Source organism: Bradyrhizobium sp. 41S5 (assembly GCF_011516665.3).
In the GTDB taxonomy this organism is placed as follows: Bacteria; Pseudomonadota; Alphaproteobacteria; order Rhizobiales; family Xanthobacteraceae; genus Bradyrhizobium; species Bradyrhizobium quebecense.
Map to the genome: position 1 here is coordinate 3,529,406 of NZ_CP083721.1, position 15,107 is coordinate 3,544,512.

Consider the following 15,107-nt stretch of genomic DNA (forward strand, 5'->3'; position numbering starts at 1 on the left):
GGGGATTTGACGCCTGCAATCCGGCAATATCAAGAAAATGGGCCTCCGGCGCACCGATTCGAGCGCAGCTCGCCTGAACCTGGCGGCACCAAGCGTTGCGACGCTGCCGATCATCGTTTAACGTCGAATGTCAGCTTTCCCGCCATCGCGCGATCCGCAAGGTTCATGTTTTCCCGTCTCCTGTTTTTCGTGGCGTTGCTTCTGGTCCCGGGCGTCTTGCGGGCGGAAGAAGCACCGGTCGAGAAGGCCGGCTTTGCGAAGAGGCTGACCATCTACCTCGCGAAGGGACCGGCGAATGCCTGCGGCACCGGTTGCGATCGCTGGATCGCGATCGAAGGCGAGATCGATCGGAATGCCGCGGCGCGGATTCGCAGCTTCCTGCTTGCCGTCAAGGACCCGCAGCTTCCGATCTACCTTCATTCGCCGGGCGGAAACGTCGAGCAGTCCTATGCGATCGCGCGCTTTCTGCGTGCACGCAAGGCGATTGCCCGGGTCGGCCGCACCAGCGTGCCGGCCTGTTCCAAGGGTACGCAGATCGACGCCGCCTGCCAGCAGATCAAGGCTGCGAAAGGCGAGGTCGAGGCCGAACTTACCACGCGCAACGCGATGTGCGTTTCGGCCTGCGCCTATCTGTTCCTCGGCGCGACCGATCGTGAAGTGGCCCCCGACTCGGTGCTCGCGGTGCATAACTCCAAGCTGATGTTCGTCGTCCACGGGAATCCGCCGCCGCAGGTCGTCGCCGATTTCAGGCGGCGCGAGATGGTCAGCGCCGATCGCGACCGCAACCTGTTCCTAGCGGCGATGGGGATCAGTCATGAGCTCAGCGAGCTGATCCGGACCGTGAAGTTCGAGAACCTGCACGTGCTGACGCGGCCGGAACTCTATCGATTTGGAATCGATACGCGGCCGTTGCCGGAAACGCTGTGGGCGGTGGAGAGGGAAACTCGGCCCTATATCCGCAAGATCGCGCAACAGAAGAAGGGCGACGGCAGCTCGTTCCGCATGATGGAGTGGCGGCTGTTCTGCGAGAGCAAGGATCGCGGGCGGCTGATGTTCGTGCGCGAGTTCGACGAGGGCGCCGCCGGCAAAGGCACGGTGGTGATGATGGCTGGCGCCGCCAAGGCGATCGCATTCGGCAGGTTGCCGGCGCGGTTCGGCAAATACGAGGTCTGGAGCGACCCGGTGGGGTCGGACACTGTCAAGGCCATGCTGGCGGTCCCGCATCTGCAGATCGGCGAAAGCACGCCGCCGTCGGACGGCAAGTCCGATCCCAAGTCGGATCCGAAGTCCGATATCAAGTCCGATCTCAAGCCTGACTTTGCGACATTCGATATCGACACGACCGGGCTGGAGCAGGGCTGGACGCAGCTATTGGCGTCGTGCCCGGCAACGAGCGCCGGCCCGAAGCCTGCGAGCCCGTTGCCGGCCACCGTGTCGCCGAGCGTCAACGCGGTGCCGGCCGCGTCGCCGTCGCCATGAGCGCAACAGGCGCCATTCGATCACGTGCCAATCGATCACGTGCCATGCGTTTAGATGCAGTTGCATCGATTTCGGGGTCTGCTATCAACGCGGCGTGAAACGCTTCGCTCCCACCGCATTGATGCTCGGCAATATCGTCACCGGTTGTTCGGTGCTGGCGCCGGCCGGCATGCTGTCCGAGCTGTCCAACGGGCTCGGCGTCACGATCCACGCCGCGGGTCTCCTGATCACCTTCGGCGCGATCGTGCTGTGCGTGGGCTCGCCGGTGACGGCGTGGCTGACCAGCCGGTTCGAGCGGCGGGCGCTGCTGACGGCGACGCTCCTGGTGCTGACGCTGACCAACGCGGCATCGGCCTTCGCGCCGGACTACGACAGCCTCTTGACCATCCGCCTGGTGATGCTTGCGGTCGGTGTCCTCTACACGCCACAGGCGGCCGGCACCGCGGCGCTGATCGTGCCGGTGGAGAAGCGCGGCAGCACGATCGCCTATATCTTCCTCGGCTGGTCGCTCGCCGCTGCGATCGGGTTGCCGCTGATCACCTTCATCGCAAGCCGCTACGGCTTTCGCGCGACCTATGGCGCGATCGCGCTGACCGGGCTCGTGAGCTGCCTGCTGCTGTGGTGGCGGTTGCCCGGCGGGTTGCATGGCGCGCCGGTCGACTTGAGGACCTGGGCCGATCTCGGCCGCAATCCGACCGTCATCCTGCTGCTGTCGATCACCACGTTGCAGATGTCCGGCCAGTTCGTGGTGTTCACCTTCATGGGGCCGCTGCTCGGCAAATTGACCGGCGCCAACGCGGACGCCGTCGGCATCGTGTTCGCGCTCTACGGCATCTTCGGGTTCGTCGGCATTGCGATCGCGACCCGCATCGTGGATTCCTGGGGCGCCTGGAAGACGTCGGTGCTGTTCACCGTGCTGCTGCTCGCCGGCGTGGCCGGCTGGGCATTGAGCGCCGGCGCCTACGCATTGATGGCGGCCTCCGTTGCGGTGTGGGGCCTCGGCTTTGCGTCCACCAATTCGATGCAGCAGGTGCGTCTGGTCGGTGCGGCGCCGACGCTTGCGTCGGCATCGGTCTCGCTCAATACCTCGGTGCTCTACATCGGCCAGGCCATCGGCTCCGCGATCGGCGGATTGCTGTTTGCGCGCGAATGGCTCTACAGCGCGGGCTATGTGGCCACGGCCTTCGTCGCGGCGGCCCTTGCGGTCGTGGTCATCACGCGACCGCGACAGACGGTGCGCGCTGCCGCAGCCGAGTGAGCCTCTTGCCGTAACGCGGTTCTCTGCGTGCGCCCATAGCGCTAGTCGGCGATCCAGGTCAGGAACGCCTTGAAGCTCACGCCCGGCAGCTGCAGCGCCTCGCCCTCGAAATCGACCATGTCGCCGTTCGCGGTGCCCTTCAGCACCAACGTGATCATGTCGGTCCCGAACAGCGGCCGGAAGGTGGGATCGGGATTGTGCCGCTGGGTCGAGACCTTGGCGTGAATGCCGTCACCGCGGTCGGTGTAGTTGTCGACGAAGGCAAAGGCCGAGTTGCCGCCGCGCAGCTTGCCGCCCGTCGCGTAGAGCACACCGGTGCCGGTGCCGTGGACGGTGTGAAATTCGAGCTTGTACAACCCTTCCTGCAATGCGCACCCCCGAGAAAATATCTGTCCCAATGGTTGCAGCCTATGGTGCATGCGGGATGCAGACAATGCCGCGTGGCGCAGATCGCTCGGTCGTCAATACCACATGGGGTGAGGTTGGCGCATGGTCCGGGGCTTGGCGCTGCGGCTGTTTGCGTCGCGCGCTGGTCGTGGCGCGGCTTCTGGTTCTAGCCGGCGACTGACGCGCTCCGCGTCACCACTTCACGCTCTGGCTGGGCACGATGAACGCCATCGTGCTCGGCTTGTTCGGACTGTGGGTGAAGTAGCCGTAGGCGGCAACGATCACGACGAGCAGGGCAAGCACGGCCAGCAAATCGATCTGCCGGGGATCGTGACCGCTGTGGCTGGGTTTCCAGCGCATTGTTGTTTCCTCCCCAAGGGGGCAATGAAACAATGCGCCAGGTATCGCCACAGTTCCGCCGGACAGCAATGCGCGCCGCGGGAGCGGCGCAGCAATCGATCAACTGTCGTTGACGCCGCGCCAACGGCCGTAGCGCCAGGGCAGATACCAGTGTGCCTCAGGCGGCCGCGTCTGCGGGACATTGTCGATGCCGGAGGTTCCCCACGGCTGGCAGCGCAGCAATCTTGCCAGCGTCATCCACCCGCCGGCCCATAGTCCGAAGCGCTCGATCGCCTCATCGCCGTAGACCGAGCAGGTCGGCAGATGCCGGCAGTTGTAGCCGACCAGCGGTGACAGCGTGTGCCGGTAGATCCAGACTAGGACGCGGCCGAAATTGCGCGGCATGCGGCGCATGGTGCTGGCACAGTCCGTGCATCGCGAGAGGTGTGACGTTGAATGATCTGTCGGCTGCATGACGCAACTATGTACGTAGTCTTGCGGGGGTTCCAAGCCAGGGAACTGTGCTGTCACAGATATTTACGCCACAGTTTACCATTATCGCACAGCGCTGGTCGCGGTGCAGCAAGGGGTCCTATGGACGGTCCAGGTCGGCAACGCTACCGTTCCCATTACGCGCCGATGACAGATTCGTGGCGCATTGCCATGGGGCCATTGCCACCGCTCGCATCACCAAGGGCTTGGGGGAAGGAACCAAATTGAGGCTCGCGAACTCGCTTTCGTTGCGCAGTTGGGTGCTCACCGGCGCCGTTGCCCTTTGCTTCGCGGTTTCCGGCACCGCCACATGGGCGGGGAGCTCCACGCAGACCAGCTCGACCCTCGAAGAACGCAAGCTGCCGATGAAGTTCAGCTGGGTCGCCTGCCAGCCGAATTGCCGGGGCTGGGTGTCGGCGGTCGGCATCATCACGGCCGACAGCCCCAAGGAATTCGACGAGTTCGCGCGCAGCCGCCAGCTTGGCGGCGCCACCATCGTGCTCGACTCCAGCGGCGGCTCGGTCAACGACGCGATCGCGCTCGGCCGCCGCTTCCGCGGTCTCGGCGCGCTGACCACGGTCGGCACCAGCGTCGTCAATGCGGCCGCGCAGGGCGACCGCGCCAGCGTGCTGCCGGATGCCTATTGCGAGTCGATGTGCGTGTTCCTGCTGTTGTCGGGCAAGACGCGCTATGTGCCACCGGCCGCGCACATCCGGGTGCATCAAATCTGGATGGGCGATCGCGCCGATGACGCCAAGGCCGCCAGCTACACCGCGCAGGACCTGATGATCGTCGAGCGCGATATCGGCCGTCTTGCCAAATACACCTTCGAGATGGGTGGGGCGGGTGAGCTGCTGTCGCTCGCGCTCAGCGTGCCGCCGTGGGAAGATTTGCACGAATTGTCGGCGGCCGAATTGCGGCTGACCAATCTCGTCACCACGGATGCAGTCGCCGACGTGCTGCCGCATCAGGACAATGCAATCCCGGTCGCCGAGGCGAAGCCGAAGAACGCCGATCGCTTCGTCAGCAGCGCGGTGGAAGGCGAGGCGCTGCCGCAAGCCGCGAAGGCGACCAAGACTGCCGAGGCCGTGGTGCCGACCGGCGGCACCGCCGCGCCGGCGCCGGTCCAGCCGTCGCAGTAAGGTTGAGGCTGGCGGTCGGGCTTACGCTGGCTGCTTTGCCTTGGCCTCGATCTGGCCGATCGCATCGACCACGGCGTCGAAGGTCAGTAGCGTGGAGGCATGGCGGGCCTTGTAATCGCGCACCGGCTCGAGCAGTGCGATGTCGGCCCATTTGCCGCCCTGCGGAGGCTGGCCATTTTCCTTCAGCATCTTGCGGACGGTCTCGCGCAATTCGCGCAGCTCGTCTGCGGTCGACCCCACCACATGGCTTGCCATGATCGAGGAGGAAGCCTGGCCGAGCGCGCAGGCCTTCACGTCATGGGCGAAATCCGTCACCACGGGACCGTCCATCTTGAGGTCGACCTTGACGGTCGAACCGCACAATTTGGAGTGGGCGGTGGCACTGGCGTCCGGCTCGGCCAGTCGTCCGAGGCGCGGAATATTGCCGGCCAACTCAATGATCCGCTTGTTATAAATGTCGTTCAGCATGGGGGTAGGTGCCTGGTTCCGGCTGCGCCGGGCGCTCTTGGCGGCTGGGTCTCACCGTCCTATATATGAACGGCATCGTCCGAAACATAGCCCGGCTATGCTTCCACCGCGGGCCACTTGCGCCGCGGCGGTGCTACAAAGATGGGACTCAGGCGCCCGGCGGTTCGACGATCCGCCCCGTCTGCCCGGTGACACATCCGGCCCAAAGGCAAATGCCTGGCCGGTCGAACGGAGAAGACATGGACGCCTTGATCAAATCGATTCGCCCCAACAAGCCGGCCGATGCGAAGGCCAGCGAGCTCGACCCTTCAGAATTCCTGGCGGCGGCCGTCCGCGCCGACCAGCCGCGCCCGTCGCGGGCGGAGGCCGAGGACGCCGTGAAGACGCTGCTCGCCTATATCGGCGAGAACACCGGCCGCGAGGGCCTGCTCGACACGCCGCGCCGCGTGGTCGAGGCCTATGACGAGCTCTATCAGGGCTATCATCAGTGCCCGGCCGAAGTGCTGAACCGCACCTTCGGCGAGACCGCTGGCTACGACGACTTCGTCCTCGTCCGCGACATCGAATTCACCTCGCAGTGCGAGCATCACATGATGCCGTTCTACGGCAAGGCGCATATCGCCTACACGCCTGTGGAGCGCGTCGTGGGTCTCTCCAAGCTGGCGCGGCTGACCGATATCTTCGCCCGCCGCCTGCAGACCCAGGAGCATCTCACGGCGCAGATCGCGGCCGCGATCGACGAGGTGCTCAAGCCCCGTGGCGTTGCCGTGCTGATCGAGGCGGAGCATACCTGCATGTCGGTGCGCGGCGTCGCCAAGCATGGTGCATCGACCTTCACCAGCCGCTTCACCGGCATGTTCCGCGACAATCCGGCGGAGCAGCAGCGTTTCCTGTCCCTGGTGCGAGGACCGAACCGGTAACCTCGCATTTTCCTCAGCGAGGTTTTCCGTGTCCGCATCGACCCACGATCATGACCGCGAGGAAGGGCTGGCCTTCCAGCCCAAATTCGACGCGACAGGTCTTGTGACCTGCGTCGCGACCGATGCCGCGACCGGCGACGTGCTGATGGTCGCGCATATGAACGAAGAAGCCCTGCGCAAGACGATCGCGACCGGCGAGGGCTGGTATTTCAGCCGCTCGCGCAATGCGCTGTGGCGGAAGGGCGAGAGCTCGGGCCAGACCCAGCGCGTGATCGAGATCCGGATGGATTGCGATCAGGACGCGGTGTGGATCAAGGTCGAGCAGATCGGCGCGGCCTGCCACACCGGACGGCGCTCCTGCTTCTATCGCGCCGTAAAGGGCGAGGGCGGCAATGTCAGCCTGTCCTTTGTCGACGACGAGCGGCTGTTCGATCCGGCGCAGGTCTACCGCAAATAGCGGGTCCTGCTGGGCTCTCTGGATTCATCTTAACGCGCCGTTAACCATAATTACGGCAAGTTGAACGGACATGGGTGCCGATTGCCGGCGCCCGGCAAGGCACCCGGACAGATGGCGGTCGACCTCTTCAATGCGACGGCTTCGGCAGGTGTCGATGCTTCGCGCCTGAAGGTCGCCGGTTCGATCAAGCAGGCGGCCGCGACCACCGGCACGAGCTTCGAATATTTGCTCACGACCGCGAAGATGGAATCCAATTTCAATCCGCGGGCCGGTGCCACGACCTCGTCGGCGCACGGACTCTATCAATTCATCGACCAGACCTGGCTCGGCACCGTCAAGGAGGCCGGAAGCCAACTGGGCTACGGCCAGTATGCCGACGCCATCACCAAGAATTCCGACGGCAGTTATTCGGTCAGCGATCCCTCAGCGCGGAGTGCGGTCATGAAGCTGCGCGACGATCCCGATGCGGCGTCGTCGATGGCGGCGGTGCTGACGCAATCCAACAGCTTCAAGCTCACCGGCACGCTCGGCCGTCGTCCGACCGATGCCGAGCTCTATATGGCGCATTTCATGGGCGTCGGCGGCGCCGGCAAGCTGATCTCGAGCGCCGAGGACAGCCCGAGCGCCAATGCCGCCGCGATGTTTCCGAAGGCGGCGGCCGCCAACCAGTCGATCTTCTACGACAAGTCGGGCAGCGCGCGCAGCGTCAGCCAAGTCTATTCGATGTTGACCATGCGCTACGCCGCGGCTGCGAATTCGAACGACACGCGCACGGCCTTTGCCGCGGCGGGCGGCGACACCATGAGCCCCTATGCGATCGCAAGCGCTGCGCCGACACAGGCGCTGACCATGGACACCGCGTCCTATCTTTCGACCTTCCCGAATGCCCGCGCCGCCTCATCAGCCGGTGCGACCTCGGCCGTCGCATCGGCACAGCTGGCGCCAGCCTTCCGCTCGCTCTACCAGGGCGGCGATCGTTCGGAGCCGATCTCGCCGGCGGTGCAGGAACTGTGGGGCAATTCCGCATCGCTGACCGCGTCGGCGACGCCAAAGGTCCGCGCGCCCGGACGGCTTGATCTTTTCAGCGACCCGAACGGCACCTACAGCAACGGCTAGATTGCTGGCTTCGCAGGCGCGTTGGCGCGCCGTGGCCGTCTTAACGAAACGTCAATAATCCCAAACGTTTATGGTGAACCCTTTGTTAAGCGTCATGGTTTATTTTTCCTTGTAGTGGCGTCGTATGTCGATGCCGTCTCGTTGCGTAAGCCGGCAGGACCATGATCGTTCGGCAGTTCATTAGTTGGATTAGGACCGCTCCAGCAGGCGAGCGGGCAGAGGCGACGCGGGCGTTGGCCCGGGCCTGGCTCATTTCGGATCTCACCGAGGACGACCGCATCGCAGCCGAAGGCGCGCTGCTGATGCTGCTCGATGACCCGTCGCCGCTGGTGCGACAGGCGATGGCCGAGGTGTTTGCCTACAGCGCGGAGGCGCCGGCCACGATCGTGCAGGCACTGTCGGCCGACCAGCCGGCGATCGCGCTGCCGGTGCTGGAGCATTCGCCGCTGTTGATCGACGCCGACCTGGTCGACATCGTCGCGACCGGCTCCGACGAGATGCAGTGCGCGATCGCGCGCCGCGCCAATCTGCCGGCCTCGGTCGCCGCGGCGATCGCCGAGGTCGGCTCGGCGGCGGCCGCGCTCGAGCTGATCGAGAATCCCTACGCCGGGCTTGCGCCATTCTCCTTCGACCGCATCGTCGAGCGCCACGGCCATCTCGCCGCCATCAGGGAATCGATGCTGCAGCTGGAAGATTTGCCGTCGGCGACGCGGCTGGCGCTGGTCGCAAAGCTCTCCGACACGCTGGCGCAGTTCGTCGTCGCGCGAAACTGGCTCGGCGCCGACCGCGCCGACCGCATCGCCGGCGAGGCGAAGGAGCGCTCCACGGTGAACATCGCCGCGCGTGCCTTCGGCGACGACATGCAGAACCTGATCACGCATCTGCGCGCCACCGGTCAGCTCACCGCCGGGCTGATCCTGCGCGCGCTGCTCTCGGGCAATCTCGATTTGTTCGGGGCCGCGCTCGCCGAACTGTCCGGACTGCCCTATGGCCGCGTTTCCGCGCTCCTGAACGACCGCGGCGGCAACGGCCTGCAGGCGCTGCTGCGGCGGGCCGGCCTGCCGGAATCCACCTACGCGGCGTTCCGCGTCGCGCTCGAGGCCAGCCACGAGGTCGGCTATGTCGACAGCGGCGACGGCGCCGCGCGGCTGCATCGCCGCATGGTCGAGCGCGTGCTGACCCATTGCGAGACCGATCATTCGGCCGCCGAGCCGCTGCTGATCCTGCTGCGCCGCTTTGCGACCGAATCGGCTCGCGAGGATGCGCGGATGTTCTGCGAGGAGCTCGCCGCGGAAGACGCGATCGCGGTGCTGCCTTACGACGACGATCTGATCGCGGCCTGAAGGCCGCGTTTCCCGTGATTGACGATGATTGAAGCCGTGGCCGCCGCCGCGGCGCGCCGCTATTCGCCAGGTGCGATGCTCGGCGCGAGGATGGCCTCGAGGTGCTCGGGCCGGTCGCGGTTGGCGTGGGTCAGGAATTCATCGGCGATGCCGCGGAGCTGCTTGCTCAGCACGCCGGCAACGACCGCAGTGTCGAGCTTGGTGCGGTTGCGCACGATCGCCTGCACGGCATTGATATGGTGGGCAATCAGCTGCGCCGGCACCGCGGCGAGGTCGGGCGCGTGCTCGATGATACGGCACAGGCTCTCGGCCGCCGCCGCCGCCGAGGGATAACCGAATGTCGCGGCATCGCCCTTGATGTCGTGCGCGGCGCGGAACAGCTCATCGCGCGTCTTGTCGTTGAAGCCTTCGCGCTGCACCGTGGCGTGCGCGGCCGAGAGGCGGTCGGCCTCGATCGCCATCCATTCCTTGAACTCGCCCGACAACCCGGCGAGCGCCTTTTCGGCGCGGCCGACCGGATCGTCGAGATCGCTCTCGGGGACGCGCAGCAGCACCTTGCGCAGCGGGTTCGGCTGCGTGATGACATGGTGGGTGCCGAAACTCTTGACCTCGATCGTCCCGGGTTTGTCTTTCGCCATGGCGATATCCTAAATGGTCGAGCGCGCCTTCTCGAGCAGCGACGGCTGTTGCAGGATTTCGACCTCGCCGCTGCCGCGGCGTTCGGGGCCGATATAGGTGTTGGTGGTGTTGCGGCGGCGGTCGGGACCAAAATAGGTCTTGGTCTTGATGAACGGGCGCGGGTTGGCGACCACGTTCATGATGCGCTGGTAGAGGCCCTTGGCCGAGATCGGCTTGGCCAGGAATTCGGTGACGCCGGCATCGCGCGCCACGGTGACGCGGCGCTTCTCGGAATGCCCGGTCAGCATGATGATCGGCGCGTAGGGATTGCCCTTGGATTCCGGCTGTCGGATCATCTGCGCGAGCTCGAGGCCGTCGAAGATCGGCATCGACCAGTCGGTGATGACGATGTCGGGCACGTAATGGGTGTACATCTCGAGCGCGGTGGCGCCGTCCTCGGCCTCATACACCTCGCGCGCGCCGAACGAATGCAGCAGCGTCCGCAGGATGCGGCGCATGTGCGGATTGTCGTCGCAAATCAAAAATCGCAGCTTGTTGAAATCGATGCGATACATGGTCCGGTCCCGAACGGGCATACCGGGCCAATGCGGTATTACCCGACGTTAACCATATCCTGCCCGGGGTTAATGATTGGTTGCCGGGCAAGGGGAGCAAGGGCGGCGCGCCGTCAGTAGCCGAACTGCTCGCGCAGGATGCGCTCTTCGAGCGAGTGGCCGGGGTCGAACAGCATCCGCATCGCGATCGTCTTGTCGGAGAGCACCTCGACCCGGCGGACGTCGCGGACCTCGTCATGGTCGGCGACCGCGGCGACCGGGCGCTTCTCGTCCTCGATCACCTCGATCACCACGAAGGCGGAATTCGGCAGCAGCGCGCCGCGCCAGCGCCGCGGCCGGAACGCGCTGATCGGGGTCAGCGCCAGCAGCGCCGCGTTGATCGGCAGGATCGGCCCCTGAGCGGAGAGGTTATAGGCGGTCGACCCGGCCGGCGTCGCCACCAGGATGCCGTCGGCCATCAGTTCGGGCATCCGCTCATGCTCGTCGATCAGGATGCGCAGCTTGGCGACCTGGTAGGTCTGCCGGAACAGCGCGACCTCGTTGATGGCGTGATGCAGATGCACCGCGCCGTGGATGTCGGTCGCGCGCATCAGAAGCGGATTGATCAGCGACTCTCGCGAGGCGGCCAACCGCGTGCGCAGTTCGTGCGTCGAATATTCGTTCATCAGGAAGCCGACGGTGCCGCGATGCATGCCGTAGATCGGCTTGCCGCTGCGCATGTTGGCGTGCAGCGTCTGCAGCATCAATCCGTCGCCGCCGAGCGCAACCACGACGTCGGCATCGGCGGCCGAATGGTTGCCGTACATCGCGGTCAGCTGCTCGAGCGCGGTCTGCGCTTCCGCGCTCGCGCTGGCGACGAAGGCGATCTTGTCATACCGCTTGGAGCTAGCCATCGCTCACGAACTCGTTTGGCACGGAACACGCCGCGCTCGTCTATACATCCCGGACGGGCTTGTCGAGATGGTCCAGGAACGGACCGCATGCCTTGCGGGTGCCGCCAAGCTAGCGCAGTTTGCAGACGAAATGCGTAAATGTCGGCCCAGGGAGTGAACGGCATGGCTAACAGTTTTGCGACACAGCTCACCGCGGCGTTGCTGGTGGCCTGCCTCGCAACCGCGGTGCGGGCCGACGACGAGACACCGCAACCGTCGCCGTCGCCGAGCGCGCAGGCCCCAAGCGGTCAGAACCCAAGCGGCCAGAAGGGAGGACGGGCAGGGCGCGGCGAGGCCGGCTCCGGCGCCGTGGCCAACACGCCTGCCGCCGAGCAGCACCGCCTGCCGCCGGATTCCACGACCAAGCAATCGGTCGCGCTGCCAGGCCGCACGCTGAACTTCAGCGCGACCGCGGGCTCGATCCGCGTGTTCGACGACAAGGGCGAGCCGCTCGCCGATATCGCCTATACCTCCTACCAGCTCGACGGCGCCGAGAAGGCGAGCCGCCCGGTGACGTTCCTGTTCAACGGCGGGCCGGGCTCCGCGTCGGCCTGGCTGCAATTCGGCAATGTCGGGCCGTGGCGACTGCCGTTCGACGGCGACGGCGCGGTGTCCTCGGCCTCGCCGGAGCTGCAGCCGAATACGGACACCTGGCTCGATTTCACCGATCTCGTTTTCATCGATCCGGTCGGCACCGGCTACAGCCGCTTCGTCACCACCTCGGAGGATGCGCGCAAGCGCTTCTTCACCGTCGATGGCGATGCCAATTCGGTCGCGCTGGTGATCCGCCGCTGGCTGGAGAAATACGACCGGCTGACCTCGCCGAAATATCTTACCGGCGAAAGCTATGGCGGCATTCGCGGGCCCAAGGTGGTGCGCAATCTGCAAATGCAGCAGGGTGTCGGGGTCCGCGGCCTGATCCTGATCTCGCCGGTGCTCGATTTCCGCGACTATACCGGTACCAGCATCCTGCAATATGTCGCGAGCCTGCCGACCATGACGGCGGTCGCGCGGCACGCGAAGGGGCCGGTGACGCGCGAGGATCTCGCCGACGTCGAGAGCTACGCGCGCGGCGATTTCCTGCTCGATCTCGTCAAAGGGCAGGCCGATACCGAGGCCACCGCGCGGCTCGCCGACAAGGTCGCAACCCTGACCGGCATCGACCCGGCGGTGAGCCGCAGGCTCGCCGGCCGCTTCGACATCGGCGAATTCCGCCGCGAGTTCGATCGCAAGAACGGCAAGGTGACCGGCCGCTACGATGGCTCGGTCGAAGGCTTCGATCCCTTTCCGGACTCCAGCTCGTTCCGCTTCAACGATCCGTCCGGCGATCCCTTGATGGCGCCGCTGACCAGCGCCGCCGTCGATCTCACCACGCGCAAATTGAACTGGCGGCCGGACGGCTCCTATCATCTGCTCAGCGAGAGCGTGAACAAGGCCTGGGAGTTTGGTCATGGCGTCAACCCGCCGGAGTCGGTAACGCAGCTGCGCCAGATGCTGGCGCTCGACCCCAAGCTGAAGCTCCTGATCGGTCACGGCCTGTTCGATCTCGCGACGCCGTACTTCGCCTCGAAGATCATCCTCGACCAGCTGCCGGCCTTCGCGGGTCCGAGCCGCACCAGGCTCGCGGTCTATCCCGGCGGCCACATGTTCTACTCTCGCGACGGCTCGCGCCAGGCATTCCGCAAGGAGGTCGAGGCGCTGGTGAAGTGAGGGGAATATCGCTGCCGATCGGAGTGGAGTAGCGGACGGAGCGTGATCTCTTTCCGACGAAAGCCGGACCCATACGCCGCGGCGGCGTTGGGACCAAACGATTTCGCCGTCCGCTTTGCGTGCTCTCGTCAGCACCACGCTCGGCGTCCACCGCATCTCGACCCACGCTCGTGACGACCGCGAGCGCCCCTCGATCGGGTGAGACTGGTGCATTGAACGTCTGGTTTGGGGAATGTTCTGAAAAGCCAAATAGGTCGCCGGCGCCGGCGATATTTGATGGGTATCACTTCGTTCCACCCATCCTCCGATTCCACGCTTCCGAATTGCACCGGGTCAATTTATTTCAGCCATAGGTCTCCACAATGAAATCGATCAGGGCGCGGAGCTTCGGCGTCATCTTGCGGTTCTTCGGCCACAGGATCTGGCGCGCGCGGCTTTGCGTCGTGTAATTGGGCAGCAGCACCTGCAGCCGCCCCGCGGCGATATCGTCGGCCAGCAGCTCGTCGCGCATCAGTATGATGCCCGCGCCGGCGAGCGCCGCATAGCGGATGCCGAATGCGTTGTTGATGGTCAGGCGGCTCTCGACGTCGACATGCACTTCGCCTTCCGGCCCGGAGAGCTCCAACGCCTCGCGTCCGACCAGCCAGGATAGCGCAGGCATTCATGGGCGGCGAGATCCGTTGGATGGGTCGGCGTGCCGTGTTCGGCGAGATAGCCTGGCGCTGCGCAAACCACGCCGGTGTAGGGCGACAGCGAGCGCGACATCATGGTGGAGTCGGTCAGCGTGCCGACGCGGATCGCGGCGTCGAGGCCTTCCTCGAGCAGATCGACCATCCTGTCGCTGAGCACGAGGTCGACCGAAACCTCCGGGTATTTCCTCATGAAGCGGACCAGCGCGGGCGCCAGGCTGTACGACCCGAAGGCGACCGAGGTCGCGACGCGGAGCTTGCCGCGCGGCGCGCTCAACGCTTCCTCGACCAGCGCATCGCCGGCCTCGGCCTGTTCCAGCAAATGCTTGCAGTGATCGAGATAGCTGCGGCCGAGCTCGGTGAGGCCCTGCCGCCGCGTCGACCGGTTGATCAATTGCGAGCCGAGCCGGTCCTCGAGAAAACGGATATGCTTGCCGATCATGGTCGGCGAGATCCGCAGCTCTTTGGCCGCCGCGGTGAAGGAGCCGAGATCGGCGACGCGGGCGAACACGGCCATGCTGGTCAGTCGGTCCATGGATTGTAAACCAATGGTTATTTCAGTGCGCATCATCGCGCCGCTTACGCGGCATTGGAATTGGATTTATTACCACAAGTGAGTAATCGGCGCGATTGCGCGTTCGATCGCTTTGGAATGTCGCGGTTGCGCCCGGAGGGGCGCAGTCCGGGCGGGTCTCGAACGAGGACAGGAGTGTCAGGATGCCTTTCCAGATCATGATCAATGGGACCAGTCATTCGGTCGATGCCGATGGCGATACGCCGCTGCTGTGGGTGCTGCGCGACGTGCTCGGCATGACCGGCACCAAGTTCGGCTGCGGCATGGCGCTGTGCGGCGCCTGCACGGTGCATCTCGACGGCACCGCGGTGCGCTCCTGCATCACGACGATCGACAGCATCGGGGACTCCAGGATCACGACCATCGAGGCGGTCGGCGGGACGCCGGCCGGCAAGAAGATCCAGGACGCCTGGCTCGCGCATGAGGTGCCGCAATGCGGCTATTGCCAGTCGGGGCAGATCATGTCCGCCTCCGCCTTGCTCGCAAGCAAGCCGAAGCCGACCGATACTGATATCGACGACGCGATGTCGGGCAATATCTGCCGCTGCGGCACCTATGTGCGCATTCGCGAAGCCATCAAGCAAGCCGCGCAGTCGGGAGGTTGAGCC

Annotated in this window: 18 protein-coding genes; 9 read left to right on the forward strand and 9 right to left on the reverse strand. The window is 65.4% G+C overall.

From position 1 onward, the window contains the following. Window positions 1-165 precede the first annotated feature (165 nt). Both HAP47_RS16655 and HAP47_RS16660 read left to right on the forward strand, forming a co-directional pair. Window positions 166-1,479, forward strand: a complete 1,314-nt coding sequence (locus tag HAP47_RS16655; protein WP_173637311.1) for an ATP-dependent Clp protease proteolytic subunit — start codon at window positions 166-168, stop codon at window positions 1,477-1,479. Window positions 1,480-1,600: 121 nt separating this feature from the next. Further along, the gene (locus HAP47_RS16660; protein ID WP_173640465.1) at window positions 1,601-2,737 is read left to right on the forward strand and encodes an MFS transporter; all 1,137 of its coding nucleotides are present in this window, start codon (window positions 1,601-1,603) and stop codon (window positions 2,735-2,737) included. Between the two features lie 41 nt (window positions 2,738-2,778). Here HAP47_RS16660 and HAP47_RS16665 read toward each other — a convergent pair whose 3' ends face one another. The 3 genes from HAP47_RS16665 to yidD form a co-directional block, all read right to left on the reverse strand. Next, window positions 2,779-3,105 (reverse strand): GrlR family regulatory protein, encoded by a 327-nt coding sequence (locus tag HAP47_RS16665; protein WP_173637310.1) that lies wholly within the window; start codon window positions 3,103-3,105, stop codon window positions 2,779-2,781. A 211-nt stretch (window positions 3,106-3,316) separates the two neighbouring features. Beyond that, window positions 3,317-3,484 carry a hypothetical protein gene (locus tag HAP47_RS16670; RefSeq protein WP_173637309.1) on the reverse strand — a complete coding sequence of 56 codons (168 nt, stop codon included), beginning with the start codon at window positions 3,482-3,484 and terminating at the stop codon, window positions 3,317-3,319. 99 nt (window positions 3,485-3,583) lie between these two features. Then, window positions 3,584-3,877: a membrane protein insertion efficiency factor YidD gene (gene yidD, locus HAP47_RS16675; protein WP_210285207.1), complete on the reverse strand. Its 294-nt coding sequence runs from the start codon at window positions 3,875-3,877 to the stop codon at window positions 3,584-3,586. Window positions 3,878-4,179: 302 nt separating this feature from the next. Between yidD and HAP47_RS16680 the strand changes: the two genes are divergently transcribed. Further along, window positions 4,180-5,097: a hypothetical protein gene (locus tag HAP47_RS16680; RefSeq protein ID WP_173637307.1), complete on the forward strand. Its 918-nt coding sequence runs from the start codon at window positions 4,180-4,182 to the stop codon at window positions 5,095-5,097. A 21-nt stretch (window positions 5,098-5,118) separates the two neighbouring features. On the opposite strand, the gene HAP47_RS16685 is transcribed toward HAP47_RS16680, so the two are convergent. Next, window positions 5,119-5,565, reverse strand: coding sequence for an iron-sulfur cluster assembly scaffold protein (locus HAP47_RS16685; RefSeq protein ID WP_029080129.1), 447 nt, complete (start codon window positions 5,563-5,565; stop codon window positions 5,119-5,121). Between the two features lie 239 nt (window positions 5,566-5,804). Between HAP47_RS16685 and folE the strand changes: the two genes are divergently transcribed. The 4 genes from folE to HAP47_RS16705 all read left to right on the forward strand — a co-directional run bounded on the left by folE (window position 5,805) and on the right by HAP47_RS16705 (window position 9,401). Next, complete coding sequence (gene folE, locus HAP47_RS16690; RefSeq protein ID WP_173637306.1) at window positions 5,805-6,485, forward strand: GTP cyclohydrolase I FolE; 681 nt, start codon at window positions 5,805-5,807, stop codon at window positions 6,483-6,485. Window positions 6,486-6,513: 28 nt separating this feature from the next. Then, on the forward strand, window positions 6,514-6,942 hold the full coding sequence (hisI, locus tag HAP47_RS16695) for a phosphoribosyl-AMP cyclohydrolase (protein ID WP_173637305.1): 429 nt from the start codon (window positions 6,514-6,516) through the stop codon (window positions 6,940-6,942). Window positions 6,943-7,053: 111 nt separating this feature from the next. Continuing rightward, window positions 7,054-8,058 carry a transglycosylase SLT domain-containing protein gene (locus HAP47_RS16700; RefSeq protein ID WP_173637304.1) on the forward strand — a complete coding sequence of 335 codons (1,005 nt, stop codon included), beginning with the start codon at window positions 7,054-7,056 and terminating at the stop codon, window positions 8,056-8,058. Window positions 8,059-8,219: 161 nt separating this feature from the next. Beyond that, window positions 8,220-9,401 carry a DUF2336 domain-containing protein gene (locus HAP47_RS16705; protein WP_173637303.1) on the forward strand — a complete coding sequence of 394 codons (1,182 nt, stop codon included), beginning with the start codon at window positions 8,220-8,222 and terminating at the stop codon, window positions 9,399-9,401. Window positions 9,402-9,460: 59 nt separating this feature from the next. Here the strand turns inward: HAP47_RS16705 and HAP47_RS16710 are convergent, their stop codons facing one another. From HAP47_RS16710 to HAP47_RS16720, 3 genes are all read right to left on the reverse strand, one after another. Then, a complete protein-coding gene (locus HAP47_RS16710; RefSeq protein WP_173637302.1) occupies window positions 9,461-10,039 on the reverse strand; it encodes an Hpt domain-containing protein in 579 nt (192 codons plus the stop codon). Window positions 10,040-10,048: 9 nt separating this feature from the next. Beyond that, window positions 10,049-10,594 carry a response regulator gene (locus HAP47_RS16715; protein ID WP_092115128.1) on the reverse strand — a complete coding sequence of 182 codons (546 nt, stop codon included), beginning with the start codon at window positions 10,592-10,594 and terminating at the stop codon, window positions 10,049-10,051. A gap of 113 nt (window positions 10,595-10,707) precedes the next feature. Next, complete coding sequence (locus tag HAP47_RS16720; protein ID WP_173637301.1) at window positions 10,708-11,487, reverse strand: NAD kinase; 780 nt, start codon at window positions 11,485-11,487, stop codon at window positions 10,708-10,710. 162 nt (window positions 11,488-11,649) lie between these two features. Between HAP47_RS16720 and HAP47_RS16725 the strand changes: the two genes are divergently transcribed. Then, a complete protein-coding gene (locus tag HAP47_RS16725) occupies window positions 11,650-13,236 on the forward strand; it encodes a S10 family peptidase (protein WP_173637300.1) in 1,587 nt (528 codons plus the stop codon). Window positions 13,237-13,579: 343 nt separating this feature from the next. Here HAP47_RS16725 and HAP47_RS41330 read toward each other — a convergent pair whose 3' ends face one another. After that, on the reverse strand, window positions 13,580-13,834 hold the full coding sequence (locus HAP47_RS41330; protein ID WP_256460309.1) for a LysR substrate-binding domain-containing protein: 255 nt from the start codon (window positions 13,832-13,834) through the stop codon (window positions 13,580-13,582). After that, entirely contained in the window at window positions 13,807-14,460 is a 654-nt protein-coding gene (locus tag HAP47_RS16730) for a LysR substrate-binding domain-containing protein (protein ID WP_256460310.1), read from the reverse strand. Before HAP47_RS16730 ends, HAP47_RS41330 begins: the two co-directional genes overlap by 28 nt. Before the next feature lie 182 nt (window positions 14,461-14,642). Here HAP47_RS16730 and HAP47_RS16735 point away from each other — a divergent pair, with 182 nt between their 5' ends. Then, window positions 14,643-15,104 carry a (2Fe-2S)-binding protein gene (locus HAP47_RS16735; protein ID WP_173637299.1) on the forward strand — a complete coding sequence of 154 codons (462 nt, stop codon included), beginning with the start codon at window positions 14,643-14,645 and terminating at the stop codon, window positions 15,102-15,104. Window positions 15,105-15,107 lie beyond the last annotated feature (3 nt).